General features: G+C 69.3%; 11 protein-coding genes and 1 pseudogene. 3 read left to right on the plus strand and 9 right to left on the minus strand.

Annotation, left to right across the window (positions count from 1 at the left end):
* Both choW and FO470_RS17115 read right to left on the minus strand, forming a co-directional pair.
* Window positions 1–852 (minus strand): choline ABC transporter permease subunit, encoded by an 852-nt coding sequence (gene choW, locus FO470_RS17110; protein ID WP_144344200.1) that lies wholly within the window; start codon window positions 850–852, stop codon window positions 1–3.
* Between the two features lie 145 nt (window positions 853–997).
* Entirely contained in the window at window positions 998–1,957 is a 960-nt protein-coding gene (locus tag FO470_RS17115; protein WP_144344201.1) for a choline ABC transporter substrate-binding protein, read from the minus strand.
* A 451-nt stretch (window positions 1,958–2,408) separates the two neighbouring features.
* Between FO470_RS17115 and betB the strand changes: the two genes are divergently transcribed.
* The 3 genes from betB to FO470_RS17130 all read left to right on the plus strand — a co-directional run bounded on the left by betB (window position 2,409) and on the right by FO470_RS17130 (window position 7,164).
* Window positions 2,409–4,574, plus strand: coding sequence for a betaine-aldehyde dehydrogenase (gene betB / locus FO470_RS17120; protein WP_210244932.1), 2,166 nt, complete (start codon window positions 2,409–2,411; stop codon window positions 4,572–4,574).
* Complete coding sequence (betA, locus tag FO470_RS17125) at window positions 4,574–6,244, plus strand: choline dehydrogenase (protein WP_144344202.1); 1,671 nt, start codon at window positions 4,574–4,576, stop codon at window positions 6,242–6,244. The genes betB and betA overlap by 1 nt, the downstream gene beginning before the upstream one ends.
* A gap of 128 nt (window positions 6,245–6,372) precedes the next feature.
* Window positions 6,373–7,164 carry a glycosyltransferase family 2 protein gene (locus FO470_RS17130; protein ID WP_144344203.1) on the plus strand — a complete coding sequence of 264 codons (792 nt, stop codon included), beginning with the start codon at window positions 6,373–6,375 and terminating at the stop codon, window positions 7,162–7,164.
* Window positions 7,165–7,328: 164 nt separating this feature from the next.
* Here FO470_RS17130 and FO470_RS19790 read toward each other — a convergent pair.
* The 7 genes and pseudogenes from FO470_RS19790 to FO470_RS17165 all read right to left on the minus strand — a co-directional run.
* Window positions 7,329–8,006: pseudogene (locus FO470_RS19790) on the minus strand (phosphatase PAP2 family protein); the annotation flags it as partial.
* Window positions 8,007–8,104: 98 nt separating this feature from the next.
* Entirely contained in the window at window positions 8,105–8,428 is a 324-nt protein-coding gene (locus tag FO470_RS17140; protein ID WP_144344205.1) for a lipid-A-disaccharide synthase N-terminal domain-containing protein, read from the minus strand.
* Complete coding sequence (locus tag FO470_RS17145) at window positions 8,425–10,134, minus strand: ArnT family glycosyltransferase (protein ID WP_186292005.1); 1,710 nt, start codon at window positions 10,132–10,134, stop codon at window positions 8,425–8,427. The genes FO470_RS17140 and FO470_RS17145 overlap by 4 nt, the downstream gene beginning before the upstream one ends.
* Window positions 10,135–10,320: 186 nt before the next feature.
* The gene (locus FO470_RS17150) at window positions 10,321–11,079 is read right to left on the minus strand and encodes an adenine nucleotide alpha hydrolase family protein (protein ID WP_144344207.1); all 759 of its coding nucleotides are present in this window, start codon (window positions 11,077–11,079) and stop codon (window positions 10,321–10,323) included.
* Entirely contained in the window at window positions 11,076–12,269 is a 1,194-nt protein-coding gene (locus FO470_RS17155; protein ID WP_144344208.1) for an electron transfer flavoprotein subunit alpha/FixB family protein, read from the minus strand. Before FO470_RS17155 ends, FO470_RS17150 begins: the two co-directional genes overlap by 4 nt.
* Window positions 12,266–14,188 carry a DUF3483 domain-containing protein gene (locus FO470_RS17160; protein WP_144344209.1) on the minus strand — a complete coding sequence of 641 codons (1,923 nt, stop codon included), beginning with the start codon at window positions 14,186–14,188 and terminating at the stop codon, window positions 12,266–12,268. The genes FO470_RS17155 and FO470_RS17160 overlap by 4 nt, the downstream gene beginning before the upstream one ends.
* Before the next feature lie 440 nt (window positions 14,189–14,628).
* Window positions 14,629–16,668, minus strand: a complete 2,040-nt coding sequence (locus tag FO470_RS17165; RefSeq protein WP_144344210.1) for an NADH:flavin oxidoreductase — start codon at window positions 16,666–16,668, stop codon at window positions 14,629–14,631.
* Between the last annotated feature and the right edge of the window lie 58 nt (window positions 16,669–16,726).

Consider the following 16,726-nt stretch of genomic DNA (forward strand, 5'->3'; position numbering starts at 1 on the left):
TTATCCCTTTCGCGAGCGCCGCTCGGGCCGCTTGCAGACGCGGTCGAGGACGATGGCCAGCACGACGATGGCGAGGCCCGCCTCGAAGCCCATGGCGATGTTCACCGAGTTCAGCGCGCGCACCACCGGCTTGCCGAGCCCGTCGGCGCCGACCAGGGCGGCGATGACGACCATGGACAGGCTGAGCATGATGCACTGGGTGATGCCGGCCATGATGGTGGGCAGCGCGTAGGGCAGCTCCACCTTGAACAGCAGCTGGGTCTTGGTCGCGCCGAAGGCCTTTCCCGCCTCGTAGAGCGCCGGCGGCACCGACGAGATGCCGAGATGGGTGAGGCGGATCGGGGCGGGGAGCGAGAAGATCACGGTCGAGATCAGCCCCGGCACCGCGCCGAGCCCGAACAGCACCAGCGTCGGGATCAGGTACACGAAGGTCGGGATGGTCTGCATCAGGTCGAGGATCGGCCGGATGGCGGTGTAGAGCCAGGGGCGGTGCGCGGCGGCGATACCGATGGGCACGCCGACGATGACGCAGACCAGCGTGGCGCAGATGACGAGAGAGAGCGTCTCCATCGTCGCCTGCCAGTAGCCGAGATTGGTGACCAGCAGCAACGCGCCGACGATGAAGACCACCAGCCCGATCGAGCGGTGCATCAGCCAGGCGCCGAGCCCGAACAGCGCGATGAGCAGGAGCGGGGGCACCCAGAGGAGGGCGGCGGTGAAGCCCCCGATCAGCGCGCCGAGGACGAGCGAGACGAAATCGAAGAACCCCTGACCGTGCGTGGTGAGCAGGTCGACGAAGTCCCGCAGCCAGATCCCCAGCGGGATCTTGTGCTCGGTCAGCCAGTCATACATGGCGCACTCCCGACGGCGCAGGTGGATGTGTGGTGATGTGCGGGTGGGGCCCCCGCCCATGCGGTGGCGGGGTCAAAGCCGGTTCTCGCCGCGAAGTTGCCGACCGGGCTCCCGCCGCCGGTGCGGCGGGAGGCCGGCGCGGTCATCAGATCTTGAGGGCCTTCTTGACCGCCGGCACCGCCGGCTGGCCGTCGATGGTGGTCACGCCGGCGAGCCAGGGCTCCCAGACGGTGGGATTGGCCTTGAGCCACTTCTCGGCCGCCTTGGACGGCTCCATGCCGTCGAGCAGGATGTAGCCCATCACCACGTTCTCGGTGTCGAGCGAGAACTTCAGGTTCTTGATGAAGGTGCCGACATTCGGGCAGTCGGTGGCGTAGCCGGCGCGGGTGTTGGTGTAGATGGTCGCGCCGCCGTAGTTCGGGCCGAACACGTCGTCGCCGCCCGAGAGGTAGCTCATCTTGAACTTGGCGTTCATCGGATGCGGCTCCCAGCCGAGGAAGACGATGGCTTCCTTGCGCTTGGAGGCGCGCTCGACCTGGGCCAGCATGCCCTGTTCGCTGGATTCGACGAGATCGAAGCCCTTCAGCCCGAACTTGTCGTCCTTGATCATGTCGAGGATCAGACGGTTGCCGTCATTGCCCGGCTCGATGCCGTAGATCTTGCCGCCGAGCTTGTCCTTGAACTTGGCGATGTCGGCGAAGGACTTCAGGCCTTCCTCGTAGAGATAGGTCGGCACGGCAAGCGTGTACTTGGCGCCTTCGAGGTTCACCCCGATGACCTCGACCGACTTGTCCTCGCGATAGGGCTTGAGGTCGGCTTCCATGGTCGGCATCCAGTTGCCGAGGAAGACGTCGATGTCCTTGGTCTGCATCGACTTGTAGGTCACGGGCACCGACAGCACCTGCGTCTTCGGCGTGTAGCCGAGGGCTTCGAGGATCGAGGAGGCGATGGCGGTGGTGGCGGTGATGTCGGTCCAGCCGACATCGGCGAACCGCACCGTCTTGCAGGCGGCGGGCTCGGCGGCGCGGGCGGTGTCGCGGAGCGTCGGGGCGGCGGCCAGCGCCAGCCCGAGAGCGGCCGCGGCCGCGAGTTTGAAGGTGCGCATCGTTTCTGTTCCCGGTTGGCATCCTGGCAGGATCATGGAACCGGCATGGCCTGACGCCAAGTCCGGCACGACCTCAATCGACAAGTCGGAGTCGGATACGTCCCGCCCGCCGCCCGAAAGAGAGCGATGCTGCCCGGAACCCTGTGCGGGGCCGGACGGAGATGGACGTACTCAACCCTGTCGGCACCTGCGGCGCGCTATGGCACCCGATACCGGATGCGGCCTCTGGAAGGCTCTTTTGAATGATCATTCAAAACATGATCGGGCATTTTGTCACGCGTAATTTTTGCCCAGATTTGCGAATTCTCGTCCCGTTTTGGTGCAGTTTGACCGAATCCGCCATCGTGCCAGAAGCATTGCGACGTCAGGGGTTGGGATGCGGGAGGCTCTTTGCGGCCCGATTGGATCGATGTATTGTATGTTCATTCAATAAGTCGATCAGGAGGGGCCGGTGGCCAGGGCGAATGCGCACGCGCAAGTCCATTCCGACCGGGGCGACGATTCCCTGCACGAGGAGGAGACGCGCCGGCGCGAGCCGGAGGACGTCCGGCGGCGGCAGCTGATCGACGCCACCATCGAATCCCTCGCCGAGATCGGCTTCAACGCCTCGACGCTGGCACAGATCGCCCGCCGCGCCGGCGTCTCGCCCGGCCTCGTGGCGCATTATTTCGGCGACAAGGACGGGCTGCTGGAGGCGACGCTGCGCTCGCTCTCGCTGCGGCTCTATCGCGCCACGGCGGCCCGGCTGGCGATGGCGGGGGACGCGCGCGGGCGCGTGCAGGCGCTGATCGATGCCAATCTGGCGCCGGAGGAGTTCGACCAGCGCACCTCCAGCGTCTGGCTCGCCTTCTGGGGGCAGGTCCTGCATTCCGAGCGGCTGCGGCGGGTGCAGCGCATCTATCAGGCGCGCATGCTCGCCAATTTGCGCCACGACCTGCGCAGCCTCGTCGCGCCCGGCGATGTGCACCGGGTCGCCATCACCATCGCCGCCGTCATCGACGGGCTGTGGCTGCGCTCGAGCCTTTCCGCCGCCGGCGAGACCGATTCCGTGAGCGCCCGCCAGGTCGCCTCGCTCTTCGTCGACGCCCAGATCACCGCCGCCCGGGACTCCCTTTCCGCTCCGGCTCCCGCCACTGATGGATCTCCTTGCATGACCAGCCGCCCCCCGCTCCACGCCAATCATATCGGCGGGCGCTACCGCCCGACTGGCGGCGCGACCTTCGAGACCCGCAATCCGGCCACCGGCGAGGTGCTCGCCGAGATCGAGATCGCCGGGGAGCCGGAGGTCGAGGCGGCGGTCGCGGCGGCGCGGCAGGGGCAGAAGCGCTGGGCGGCGATGACCGGCGCCGAGCGCGGGCGAATCCTCAAGCGCGCGGCGGAACTGCTGCGCGCGCGCAACGATGAGCTGGCGCGGCTGGAGACGCTCGACACCGGCAAGCCGATCCAGGAGACCAGCGTCGTCGACGTGCTCTCCGGGGCCGACTGCCTTGAATACTATGCCGGCCTTGCCGCCTCGCTGTCGGGCGAGCATGTCGATCTCGGCCCGAGCGCCTTCGGCTATACGCGGCGCGAGCCGCTCGGCATCGTCGCCGGCATCGGCGCGTGGAACTATCCGCTGCAGATCGCCTGCTGGAAGTCGGCCCCGGCGCTTGCCTGCGGCAACGCCATGATCTTCAAGCCGGCGGAATTGACCCCGCTCACCGCGCTCAAGCTGGCGGAAATCTACGTCGAGGCCGGCGTGCCGGAGGGCGTGTTCAGCGTGATGCAGGGCTTCGCCGATACGGGGCGCCTGCTCACCCGGCATCCCGCCGTCGCCAAGGTCTCGCTCACCGGCGAGGTCGGCACCGGCAAGAAGGTCATGGCGGATGCCGCCGGCACGCTGAAATACGTCACGCTGGAGCTGGGGGGTAAGTCGCCGCTCATCGTCTTCGACGACGCCGACCTCGACGACGCCGTCTCGGGCGCGATGCTGGGCAATTTCTATTCGGCCGGCGAGGTCTGCTCGAACGGCACGCGCGTCTTCGTGCATGAGAAGGTGCGCGCGGCCTTCCTCGACAGGTTGGTCGCCCGTGTGGCGAAGATGGTGGTGGGCGATCCGCTCGACCCGGCGACGCAGGTCGGCGCGCTGATTTCGCCCGACCACATGGAGAAGGTTCTCTCCTACATCGCCAAGGGCAAGGCCGAGGGCGCCAAGGTGCTGGTCGGCGGCGAGCGCGTGGTGGCGAACGGGCTTGGGAAGGGCGCCTTCGTCGCGCCGACCGTGTTCGACGGCTGCGCGGACGGCATGAGCATCGTGCGCGAGGAGATCTTCGGTCCGGTGATGGCGGTGCTGTCCTTCACCGACGAGGACGAGGTGATCGCCCGCGCCAACGACACCGAGTTCGGCCTCGCCGCCGGCGTCTTCACGCGCGATCTGGCGCGCGGCCATCGGGTGATTGGACAGCTCGAAGCCGGCACCTGCTGGATCAACCACTACAACATCACGCCGATCGAACTGCCCTTCGGCGGGGTGAAGCAGTCCGGCCTCGGCCGTGAGAACGGCAAGGCGGCGATCGAACACTACACCCAGCTTAAGAGCGTCTACGTCAATCTTGGCCGCGTCGAGGCGCCCTACTGATGCTGAACGGCGCGGGGGAGGCCTTCGACTATGTGATCGTCGGGGCGGGTTCCGCCGGCTGCGTGCTGGCCGACCGCCTGAGCGCGGACGGGAAGAACCGCGTCCTGGTGCTGGAATTCGGCGGCTCCGACCGCTCCGTGTTCATCCAGATGCCGAGCGCGCTCTCCATCCCGATGAACATGAAGAAATACAACTGGATGTATGAGAGCGAGCCCGAGCCGGGGCTCGACGGCCGGCGCATGCACTGCCCGCGCGGCAAGGTGCTCGGCGGCTCCTCCTCCATCAACGGGCTCGTCTATATGCGCGGCGCGCCGGCCGATTTCGACCGCTGGCAGGAGGAGGGCGCGCAGGGCTGGTCCTATGCGGACGTGCTGCCCTATTTCCGCCGGGCGGAAACGCGCCGCGACGGGGGAGACGCCTATCGGGGCGCCGACGGGCCGCTCGCCACCCGCTACGGCACGCTGGCCAATCCGCTCTACAAGGCCTTCATCGAGGCGGCGCGCCAGGCCGGCTATCCCGCGAGCGAGGACGTCAACGGCTACCAGCAGGAAGGCTTCGGCCGCATGGACATGACCGTCAGGGACGGCGTGCGCTGGTCGGCGGCCAATGCCTATCTCAAGCCGGCGATGAAGCGGGCGAACCTGAAGGTCGAGACCCATGCGCGGGTCGAGCGCGTGCTGTTCGAGGGGCGCCGCGCCGTCGGCGTCGTCTGGTCGCGGGGCGGCGAGAGGCACGAGGTGCGGGCGGCGCGCGAGGTCATCCTTTCCGGCGGGCCGATCAACTCGCCCCAGCTGCTCAAGCTTTCCGGCATCGGCAATGCCGACGAACTGCAGGCGCTCGGCATCGATGTAGTCGCCCATCGACCGGGGGTGGGCGAGAACCTGCAAGACCACCTCGAATTCTACTTCCAGGTCGCCTGCACGCAGCCGATCACGCTCTATTCGCAGATGGGACTGTTCGCGCGCGGGCTCATCGGCGCCCGCTGGCTGCTCACCGGCGAGGGGCTCGGGGCGACCAACCATTTCGAGGCCTGCGGCTTCATCCGCTCGCGCGCCGGCATCGCCTCGCCGGACATCCAGTACCATTTCCTCCCGCTGGCCGTGACCTATGACGGGCAGGGGCTGGCGAGCGAGCACGGCTTCCAGGCCCATGTCGGGCCGATGCGTTCGAAGAGCCGGGGCTGGGTAAGGCTCAACTCCCCCGATCCGGCCGCGCCCCCGCGTATCCAGTTCAACTATCTCACCCATCCCGACGACATGGTGGAGTTCCGTGCCTGCGTGCGGCTCACCCGCGAGATCTTCGCGCAGAAGGCCTTCGACCCCTATCGCGGGCGGGAGATCCAGCCGGGCGCGGAGGTGACCGACGACGCGGCGATCGACGCCTTCGTGCGCGCCAAGGTCGAGAGCGCCTATCATCCCTCCTGCACCTGCAGGATGGGCGCGGCTTCCGACCCGATGGCGGTGCTCGATCCGCAGATGCGGGTGATCGGGGTGGAGGGGCTGCGCGTGGTGGATTCTTCCGCCATGCCGTCGATCACCAACGCCAATCTCAACGCGCCGACCATCATGATGGCGGAGAAGGCGGCGGACCATATCCTCGGCAAGCCGCTGCTCGCCCCGTCCAACGCGCCCTACTACGTCGCGCCGAACTGGCAGGTGGCGCAGCGTTAGGAGCGCCGGGCACCGCCAAATCGCCGGCGATGCAAGGCAACTGTCAGGCATGGGATTCTATGCCGGGTCAGGTTCATATGTGCGTCACCGACGACGCGACAGATGGGCTGGCGAACCCGGATCGGTCCATGCGTGTTTCGGTTGTGATCCCGGCCTATAACGAGGCCGGCAATATCGGGGCTCTCGTTCGCGAGACGCTGGATGTCGTCCCGCCATCCCTGCTCGGTGAGATCATCGTCGTCGACGATTGCAGTGCCGACGCCACCGCCGCCGAGGTGGCGGAGGTCGGCGATCCGCGTGTGCGTTGCCTCCGCCACCAGCGCCGCGCCGGCCAGAGCGCGGCGCTGCGTTCCGGCGTGCGGGCGGCGGTGTTTCCGGTCATCGTGACCATGGACGGCGACGGCCAGAACCCGCCCGCCGACATCGCCGCGCTTGCGGCCCGGCTGGGAGCCGAAGGGCAGGAGCCGGCGCTGGTCGGCGGCGTCCGGCAGAAGCGTCGGGCGTCCGGCTCGCGGCGCTGGGCCTCGCGCTTCGCCAACGGCCTGCGCGCCCGGCTGCTGGCCGACGATTGCCCGGACACGGGATGCGGTCTGAAGGCCTTCCACCGCGTCGCCTTTCTCGACCTGCCCTATTTCTCGACCATGCACCGCTACCTGCCGGCGCTGTTCCTCAGCTACGGCCATCAGCCGGCCTATTTGCCGGTGGGGGATCGCCCGCGGCGCGTGGGGCAGTCGAAATACACCAATCTTGGCCGGGCGTTGGTGGGCCTCTACGACCTGTTCGGCGTGGTCTGGCTGAGGCGGCGCACGCTGCTGCCGCCGGTGGTCGAGGAGAGGAGCACCAGCACCGTCGCGCCCATGCCTCTGGCGGCCTCCGCCCCGATGAGCGAGGCTCCGATCCGCCGGGCCATGGCGCGCTGAGCGCCGAGACAGGCGAGGACGGCCATGCCGGCTCCGGCGAGGCTCGCGCGGATGCTACGCCGGAAGGCCGCGCGGCGACCCGCCCAAAGCTCGCCGAACGCGGTGAGCCGCGCCTCCAGCGCCGCGTCGGCGAAGGTCTCGGCATAATCGACGAAGATCACCCGATAGAGCGCGGCGGCGAGCGTCAGCATCAGCCCGATCGAGATCGTCACGTCCGACAGGAAATGGGCGCCGAAGGCGATGCGATTGAGCGACACCGCCGCGACAAGCACGCCCAGGATCGCCGCGACCTGCACCCGCCATTCGCGCGGCACGAACAGGGCGAGCGGCAGAAGGCAGGCGATGGTGGCGGCCTCGCCGGAGGTGAAGGAGCGGTTGAGCAGCCCTTCCGGGCCGATCACCCAGGCCGGCTGGAATGGCCAGGCGCCGCCGAACTCCTCGATGTTCACCGGCCGCGGTCGGCCCCAGAAGCTCTTCAGCGCGCCGTTCACCATCAGCCCCGGGCCGATGGAGAACAGGGCGATGAAATAGAGCGAGAAGCGGGGGGAGACGAGGCTCGGCTTGGCCGGATAGAGCAGCTTCAGGCCGATGGCGAGCGCCAGCAGGATCGGCAGGGCGACCGTCAGGTGCGAGGCGAGCGTGCGGAAATCGCGCAGGACATCGATGCGCGCTGCCGGGAAGCCCTGCTCATGGACGTAGAAGAGATGCGAGAAGGATCGATCTATGAACGGAAAGAGATAGAGTAATGCCGAGATAACGAATGTCGAAATAACGCAATAGGAGATAGGGTTATTTGAAATGTAAACCATTTTATTATGAAATATTTTGCCGTTCTTGTTCATTTTAATCTGCTTTGCCCCGCCTGCAATGCAGGAAAGCAGAAATCATGAATCGATGACGCCCGAATGAAGGGGTGGAGGCTGGCGAAAATATCCTGTGACTATCGCTCGCCCCGGTCATCGGCGCGCAGGGCGGCGCGTTCGCGGGAGATGAAGTAGATGTTCCGCCCGTAGATGAGCAGGCCCACCGCCTGACCGAAGATGAACACCGGGTCCTGCCGGTAGATGGCGTAGGCGAGCAGCGTCAGACCGCCGAGCATCGAGAACAGCCAGAAGGTCGACGGCACCACGCTGCGTCCGGCCCGCTCGCTGACGATCCACTGGGCGAGAAAGCGCGCCGTGAACAGGCCCTGGCCGACGAAGCCGAGCACCAGCCAGGGATTGATCGCGCCCAGATTGACCAGCGCGGCATTGGCGAGCGTCATGGCTGGGAACCTTTCTGTTCCGGCGAGACATAGACGTTGAACGACAGGCGCCGGGAATTGGCGCTGTTGATGCCGTTCGTGGTCGTCGCGACCGTGGGGGAGCGGCCCAGCACCTGGTTGCGGATGTCGAAGAGCTGCTGCTGATGGTCGGCGACCACGACTACGCGGCAACCGGGCTGGGCGAGGAAGTCGGCCGCTTTCACCCCGTCGCCGGTCTGCGCGTCCTGGCCGAGCACGAACATGACGCTCGGCTCGCTGAAGCCGGCGACCATGACCTGCGGGCCGGGGCAGGCGACACGGGCGATGGCGGCTTCGAGGCGCGGGGCGATCCACAGCCTGTTCGCCTGCGGCGCGACGAGGCCGAAGAGCAGCAGATAAAGGGCGGGTGCCTCGACGAGCAGGACACGAACGGCGGCAGCCACGCCGGAGACGAAGGCCTGCCGGACGGCATAGCCGGCCATGAGGACGACGAGCGCCGCCACGGCCAGCGGCAGAAGCGGGAGGCGTTGTTCCAGCAGATAGAGCAGCACGGGCCCGGCGATGGCGGTCAGCCCTCCGCCGATGGCGGCCACGGCGACCAGCAGGCGGGCCCAGAGCGGATCGCGGCCGGCGCGCGGGGTCGTCAGCCCGCCGGCGGCGAGAAGGGCGAGCGCCGGATAGGCCGGCAGCGTGTAGTGCGGCAGCTTGGTGGCGATCAGCTCGAACACGATCCAGAACGGCACCAGCCAGGCGACGCAGAAGCGCACGGCCGGGCTGGTGCGGTTGGCCCAGACCCATGGCACGGCGATGGCGACCAGAGCGGCGCCCGGCCAGAAGGCGACCCAGAAGGCGGCGAAATGCGCGCCCGGCGGGGCGCCGTGGAATTCCTGCCCCTTCGCCACCTTGCTGAGCAGATCGACACTGACCGATTCATGGAAGAAGGCCGGACCGGCCTGAACGGCGATGGCGATGAGCCAGGGCAGCACCAGCAGCAGCAGGAAGGGCAGGCCGATGGCCGGCCGCAGACGCTTCAGCCACGCGGCGCGCCGGTCCCAGAGCGCCAGCGTCACCGCCGTCAGGGCGGCGAGCATCGGCACGATGGGGCCTTTGATCAGGATGGCGGCGGCCATGGCACCCCAGAACAGCAGCACCCAGCCCAGGCGCAGGCGCTCCTGCGCGCTGGCGAGGTAGAAGCGCGCCAGCGCCAGCTGCCCGGCGACGGCGGCTGCCAGCTGGGCGGCATCGGTCTTGGCGAGCCGGCCTTCCACGGCCAGAACGAGGCAGGTGCCGAGCAGCGCGGCGGCATAGAACGCCGTCCGCTCGTCGAACAGGCGCCGGCCGATGGCAAAGGTGAGCAGCACGGCGAGGAGGGCGGCGGCGAGGCTGGGCAGGCGGAACACCCAGATCGGCGCGTCCGCGCCGTGCCCCGTGAGCTTCACGGCGGCGACCTGCAGCCAATAGATGCCGATAGGCTTCTTGAAGCGGTTCGCCTCGCCGAGGCGCGGCACGACATAATCGCCGCTTTCCACCATCTGCCGCGAGGCCTGCGCGTAGCGGGTCTCGTCGCGGTCGACGACCGGGATGGAGAAGAAGCCCGGCAGCAGGCTGGCGAGCACGAGGGCGATGAGCAGCAGAAGGCGCCAGCCCGTCGTCATGTCGGCGGCGCGCGACGGCGCGGCATGGGACGGGGAGAGCGCTTCGGGAGGGGCTCCGATCGCTTCGCTCATTGCCGCCGTTCCAATCGCGTCGTGCCTCTCCATCGGCCGGGTGTGGGGGCAACGCGATCCCGCGCGGAGGGAGATTCCGCGTTGCGGATGCCCGTGCGTCCACGGCGGCAAACTTGCACGTGCTTCCTGACGGGTTCCTGACAAGCGGGCCGGAATCGGGAGCGGATTGCGGGTCTGGACGCGGAGCTAGGCGAGGACGCCGATTTCCCTGAGATGGGCCAGAATCGCACGCGCGGCGTTGTCGGGCGTGGGCTCGACCAGCAGCTTTCCCCCGCCGCTCGCCGATTCCGTGGCCGCCTTCAGCCGCTCCGCTGCCGAGGCGCCGCCGGCGGCTTTGGCGATGAGCTTCGGGCGGGGGCGATAGGGACGCTCCTCCATCTCGGAGGGCGCGCAGGCAGCCGCGATGCCGGGCCGTGTCTCGACATCGCCCCGCCGCGCGGCGGCGAAGGCGAAAGGCAGGGGGGCGGGCGCAGCCGGATGCACCGTCACCAGCGCGGGCAGACGGATGACGAGCCGGCGGCGGGCGCCGCGCGGCAGCGCCTGCTCGACACGCAGCGTGCCGGGCTGCGGCCCTTCCGCCAGCGCGACGGCATCCGCGACGATGGGCAGCCCGAGCGTACGGGCGAGCGCGTAGGGCAGGAGGCCGGCATCCTCGCCGCCCTGGCCCGACCGCCCGGCGAGCACGAGGTCGAACGCTCCCTCGCGCAGCGCGTCGGCAAGGCTCGGGGCGGGATCGTCGTTCTCTGCGAGACGCAGATGCGTGAGCCGCGGCAGGCCGTGGCCGAGTGTGTCGTGAAGCGGCCCGATGGCGGGACCGGCATGGAGGCCGAAGGCCTCGCCGCCGAGCTCGGCGGCGAGGCGGATGGCCTGAAGCTCGACCGGCACGGGGGCGGGATGGGCGGAAACCCGGTGGCGGCCGGCTGAGAGGAGAACAGCGATCCTCATCCGCGCTTTTCCTCCGCGATCAGCCGGAGCAGGGCCGGCATGACCTCCTGCGCATCGGCGACGATGGCAAGGCCGGCGCGCTCGATCATCGCCGCGTGGAGGTCGGTGTTCACCGCCACCACGTGCTCGCAGCGGGCCACGCCCTGCAGGTGCTGCGGGGCGCCGGCGATGCCGAGGGCGAAGTAGCAGCGCGCCTCCAGCACGGTGCCGGAGGCGCCGACCTGTGCGGCGCGCGGCATCAGGCCGGCGTCGCACACCATGCGGCTGGCGCCCGGTGTCGCACCGAGCGCCGCCACGAGAGCGCGGAAGACCTCGAAATCGGTGACGCCGTTGCCGGCGGAGGTGACGAAATCCGCCTCGGCGAGCGACACCTTCGCCGGATCGGCCGGAATGTACTCGGCGGAGAGGATGGCCCCGGCCGTGGGCTCGGGAAAGGCGAATTCGACCGGCAGCGCCTCGTGCAAAGTGCCGGCATGAGGCGCCACTGCGTCGGTGGCGAGGCTGATGAGGCGCGGCGGTGCGCGGCGCTGCTCGATCCGTCGGCCCTGCGCAGCCCGGGTCACGGCCTTGGCCGACAGGCTTTCCGCGCCGGCGAACAGCGCCTCGCCCGACAGGGCGGCAAGCCGGCGGGCAAGGTCGCCGCCATCGGCGCTTTCGGGAAACAGGACGTGTCGGACGGCGAGGCCGTCGAGCACGGAGAGGAGGGCGAGGGCCTTCGCCTCGGGATCGTAGCCGGAAGCGGGAATCGGCAGCACGCGGTCGGCGCCGGCGATGGCGAGTTCGTCGCTCCAGCTCTCGACGAGCGCGAGCACGGCTCCGCCGTTGGCATCGGCCAGCAGGCGCGCGGCGCCGAAGAGCTGGCGGTCGTGCGGGGTGAGCCGACCGCCCGGCGCGTCCGGCACCACGGCGACGAGACAGGCCGGCTCGGGGATCGTTCGCAGCCTCGGAGGCGTCTCCACGGCCGGCGTGGTGGGAGCGGGGAGGGCACCGACGGCCGCGACGCGCTGGGTACGGTCGAGACGGCGGCGGACGGTGCCGGGTACGAGAGCGAGCCGCTCCTCGGCACGCCGATCGCGGCGCGGACGGCCTGTCGCGGCGGGGGCGGCGGCGAGGTCGAAGCGTGGACGGATGCTACCCTCCACGCGATGGGTGGCGCGCTCGGTGCGCGGATCCTTGCGGCTGCGGCTCATGCGACCGCCTCCGCTTGCCGGCTCGCGGCCGTCTCCACCGCCATCAGCACCAGTTCGGCGATGTCGTGGACGGCGGGGCGCTCGCCGGTGACGCCCTCCAGCATGGCCGAGCACTGCGGACAGGCGACCGCCACGATGGCGGCGCCGGTGGCCGCGGCCTGATTCATGCGGAGGTCGGGGATGCGATGGTCGCCCTCGATGTCGCTCACCGGCGCCCCGCCACCGCCGCCGCAGCACATGGAGCGCTTGCCGGAGCGTTCCATTTCAAGGCGTTGCAGCCCCAGCCGGTCGAGGAGGCGGCGGGGGGCGTCGGTCTCGCCATTGTAGCGTCCGAGGTAGCAGGGGTCGTGATAGGTAGCGCTCACGTCGCGCAGCGTGGCGACGGGAAGCCGGCCCGCGGCCACCAGTTCGTCGAGGAAGGCGGTGTGGTGGACCACCTCGTAATCGCCGCCGAAGGGGCGGTACTCGTTGCGCAGGACGTGGAGGGCGTGCGGGTCGGCGGTGAGGATGCGCCCGAAGGCGTAGCGCGCGAGGGTCGCGACGTTCTCGCGGGTGAGGCGCTGGAAGGTGGCCTCGTCGCCCAGCCGGCGGGCGAGGTCGCCGCAGTCGCGCTCCTCCTCGCCCAACACGGCGAAGTCGACACCGGCCTTCTGCAGGAGGGTGACGAGGGCGCGCAGGGTGCGGCCGTAGCGCAGCTCATAGGCGCCCTCGCCGAGCCAGAGCAGCACCTCGGCCTTGCCCGTGGCGGAGATCAGCGGCAGGGTCAGGCCGGCGGCGAAATCGGTGCGGGCCTTGAGCGGGCGGCCGCCCGGCTCGTCGGCATAGCGCATCTCCACCAGCGGGGCGGCCGCCTTGGGCGGCGTGGCGCCGAGCTCCAGCGTCTGGAAGCGGCGCAGCTCCACGATGGCGTCGACATGCTCGATCATCATCGGGCATTCCTCGACGCAGGCCCGGCAGGTGGTGCAGGACCACAGCGTGTCCGGATGGATCATCGCGCCCGCGCCGACGATCGGCCGCTCCGGTCCGCCCACGCCCGCCACCTCGCGCGCATGTGGATAGGGGCTGCCGGCATAGGCGGCGTTGGTGGCGCCGGGCTGGAGGCTGGCGGCGAGGTCCTGAATGAGGCGCTTGGGGTTCAGCGGCTGGCCGGCGGCGAAGGCGGGGCAGGCGACCTCGCAGCGCCCGCACTGGATGCAGGCATCGAAGCCGATCAGCCGGTTGAAGGCAAAGTCGGCCGGAGTCGCGACACCGAGGCGTGGGCTATCGAGGTCGAGCGGGAGCAGGGCGGTGGCACGTTGCCCCTCGAAGCGGCTGGGGCGGGGATGGGCGACGAGATGCGCCGCGCCGGCGAAGGCATGGCGCATCGGGCCGCGGTCGATCTGCAGCACGAGGCCGAGGCCGCCTGCCGCCGCCAGCGCCAGCCCGGCCCAGGCGAGGGGGCCGAGGATGCCGCCCAGCGTGGCGTCGAGGGCGACGAGCAGGGCACCGCCCGAATAGGCGGCGAGAAGGAAGGGCAGGCGCTGGAAGCGCCCGCCGGAGAGCCGGGCCGGCCTCACCGGCAGGCGCCGCCGCCCGACCATGGTGCCGCCAATGAAGGCGACGGCGAAGGCGAGCGCGACGATGGCCCAGACGAGGCGCAGGCCGCCGAGCGGAGGGACGAGGGCGAGAAGCGCGAGGACAGAGCCGCCGAGCAGCCCGCCGGCGGCCAGCGCATGCATGCGTGCCGCATAGGGATCACGGCCGACGACATGGTGCACGTCGACGAGATAGCGCTTCGGCAGCGCCATGAGCCCGGCCAGCCAGTCGACGCTGGCCGGACGGCCGATGCGCCAGAGCCGGGCGCGGCGGACCATCATCGCCGCCGCCATGAGCGCGAGGGCGAGGATGACGAGCGAGAGACCGGGCGCGGCGTTAGTCATGGGCGTACCCGGAGAGCGCCGTCGGGCGGCCCCTCACCCGGCCCTTTGGGCCGACCTCTCCCCGACGAGGAGAGGTTGAGAAAGGATCGTTCTCTCCAAAACTCTCTCCTCAACGGGGAAAGGGGAGGGTGCATGGACGAACCCAGTCCGATGGCCGGTTCGCGTTCGATGGCCGTCATGGCCGGGCTTGTCCCGGCCATCCATGTCTTTCGCGGGCGAAGGAAGTCGTGGATCCCCGGGTCGAGCCCGGGGATGACGGCGTTCAGGTGTGGCACCGTCATCCCGGACCGCCGGCAGGTCGATCCGGCATCGTCCGCGGAACGGGAGGGTGATCCCGGCCCTGCGCTTCGCTTCGGCGGAGATGACGTGTTTGAGGCGAGCATCCTCCGAGGCTCACTCCGCTCGCACCTCAGGATGACGGCGTTCATGATCGGATCGCCTCACAGATCCTTGCAGAGCCGCAGCGAGTCGTAGATCGCGGCGTGGATGTTGCGGCCGGTCCAGGCGTCGCCGACGCGGTAGAGGGCGAAGCCGGGCTGGCCGGTCCAGCGCTGCGGGCGGCCGGCGACCAGCGCTTCGAGGTCCGTCTCGCCGTCATTCACCGACGAACCGCGCAGCGCCTCGAACAGGCTGTCGACGGGCAGCGTGCCGTAATCGACGACCACGCGGTCGATCACACGCTCCTCCTCGGCGTCGGTCATGGTGTTGCGCAGCGCTGCGACGAGGCGGTTGCCCTCGGGGTAGATCTCGATCAGCTCGGTGTTGGGGGTCATCACCACGCCGAGCTTGTAGAGCTCGCGCAGATGCACCGGCTTGTTGGTGGTGCCCACTTCCTGCGCGACCTGAAGATCGTGCGTCACCATCTCGACGAGGCAGCCCTTCTTCGCCAGCACCTCGGCGGTGGAGGCGGCGTTGTGGCCGCCGATCTCGTCATAGAGCAGTACCGAGCCGGTGGGCTCCACCTTGCCCGAGAGCACGTCCCAGGTGGTGACGGCATGCTCGTGGCCTTTCGCGTGGCCGGTGATCGGCAGGCCGCCCGTCGCTATGATGACGACGTCCGGTGCTTCCGCCAGCACGTCCTCCTGCGTGGCTTCCCGGCCGAGGCGGATGTCGACACCCTTCTTTTGCGCCTGCGCGTAGAGCCAGCGCGGAATGCCGGACAGCGCCTCGCGCCATGTCGCCTTCGCGGCAATGTTGATCTGGCCGCCGACGACCGGCTCCTTCTCGAACAGCACCACCTTGTGGCCGCGCTCGGCGCAGACGCGGGCCGCCTCCAGCCCGCCAGGACCGGCGCCGATGACCACCACCTTGCGCGCCAACTCCGCCTTCGGGATGACGTGCGGCATGGTCGCCTCGCGGCCAGTGGCCGCGTTCTGGATGCACAGCGCGTCGCCGCCGACATAGATGCGGTCGATGCAGTAGCCGGCGCCGACGCACTGGCGGATGTCGTCGTCGCGGCCTTCCATCAGCTTCTTGACGAGGTGCGGGTCGGCGATGTGGGCGCGGGTCATGGCGATCATGTCGACATGGCCTTCCGCCACGGCGCGGGCGCCGGTGGCGAGGTCGGTGATGCGCTGGGCGTGGAAGATCGGCACGTCCGCCTCGCGCTTGATGGCGCTCGGCAGGAACAGGAAGGGCGCGACCGGGAAGGACATGTTCGGCAGGGAAATGGCGTGGGACATCTCGTCCCGCGCCTGGCCGCCGATGATGTTGAGGAAGTCGACGAGGCCGGCTTTCGCGTATTCCGAGGCGATGGCCACGCAATCCTCATGGCTGAGGCCGTCGGCGATCATCTCGTCGCCGGACATGCGCATGCCGATGACGTAATCATCGCCCACCGCCTCGCGCATGGCGCTGAGCACCTCGATGCCGAAGCGCATGCGGTTCTCGAGGCTGCCGCCATATTCATCGGTCCGCTCGTTGACCGACGGCGACCAGAACTGATCGACGAGATGACCGTGGGCGGCGGAGATTTCGCATCCGTCGAGCCCGCCTTCCTTGCAGCGACGGGCGGCCTCCGCGAAGGACTTCACCACGCGGCGGATGTCGTTCCTGTCCATCGCGCGGGGGATGGTGCGCGAGGCCGGCTCGCGCCGGGGCGAGGAGGAGAGGGTGGGGAACCAGTTCTCCGTGTCCCACTTCGTGCGCCGGCCCATATGGGTGAGCTGGATCATCAGCTTCGCGCCGTGGGCGTGCACTCGCTCGGCGAATTGCTGGAAATAGGGAATGACGCTGTCGTCGGCGACGGAGATCTGCGCCCAGGGCGCGGCCGGGCTGTCGATGGCGACGGAGGAGGAGCCGCCGAACATGGTGAGCCCGATGCCGCCCCGGGCCTTCTCCATGTGGTAGAGCTGGTAGCGCTCCTGCGGCTTGCCGTCCTTGCCGTAGCCGGGGGCGTGCGAGGTCGACATCACCCGGTTGCGGATGGTGAGGCCCTTGATGGTCAAGGGTTTCAGCAATGCCTCGGCATTGGCGATCATGATGGCCGCGCGCTCCTTCGACCATGGGTCCGGGGCCGGCCCGGTTCCCGGCCCGATG

The sequence above is a fragment of the Ancylobacter moscoviensis genome (assembly GCF_007559435.1).
Lineage (GTDB): Bacteria > Pseudomonadota > Alphaproteobacteria > Rhizobiales > Xanthobacteraceae > Ancylobacter > Ancylobacter moscoviensis.

What these genes read in the sequence shown, in the direction of transcription:
- FO470_RS17150 (WP_144344207.1), bottom strand. Translation starts at nt 11,079, where the DNA reads ATGAGGATCGCTGTTCTCCTCTCAGCCGGCCGCCACCGGGTTTCCGCC.
- FO470_RS17155 (WP_144344208.1), bottom strand. Translation starts at nt 12,269, where the DNA reads ATGAGCCGCAGCCGCAAGGATCCGCGCACCGAGCGCGCCACCCATCGC.
- FO470_RS17160 (WP_144344209.1), bottom strand. Translation starts at nt 14,188, where the DNA reads ATGACTAACGCCGCGCCCGGTCTCTCGCTCGTCATCCTCGCCCTCGCG.
- FO470_RS17140 (WP_144344205.1), bottom strand. Translation starts at nt 8,428, where the DNA reads ATGACGCTCGCCAATGCCGCGCTGGTCAATCTGGGCGCGATCAATCCC.
- FO470_RS17115 (WP_144344201.1), bottom strand. Translation starts at nt 1,957, where the DNA reads ATGCGCACCTTCAAACTCGCGGCCGCGGCCGCTCTCGGGCTGGCGCTG.
- FO470_RS17165 (WP_144344210.1), bottom strand. Translation starts at nt 16,668, where the DNA reads ATGATCGCCAATGCCGAGGCATTGCTGAAACCCTTGACCATCAAGGGC.
- choW (WP_144344200.1), bottom strand. Translation starts at nt 852, where the DNA reads ATGTATGACTGGCTGACCGAGCACAAGATCCCGCTGGGGATCTGGCTG.
- FO470_RS17145 (WP_186292005.1), bottom strand. Translation starts at nt 10,134, where the DNA reads ATGAGCGAAGCGATCGGAGCCCCTCCCGAAGCGCTCTCCCCGTCCCAT.
- FO470_RS17130 (WP_144344203.1), top strand. Translation starts at nt 6,373, where the DNA reads ATGCGTGTTTCGGTTGTGATCCCGGCCTATAACGAGGCCGGCAATATC.
- betA (WP_144344202.1), top strand. Translation starts at nt 4,574, where the DNA reads ATGCTGAACGGCGCGGGGGAGGCCTTCGACTATGTGATCGTCGGGGCG.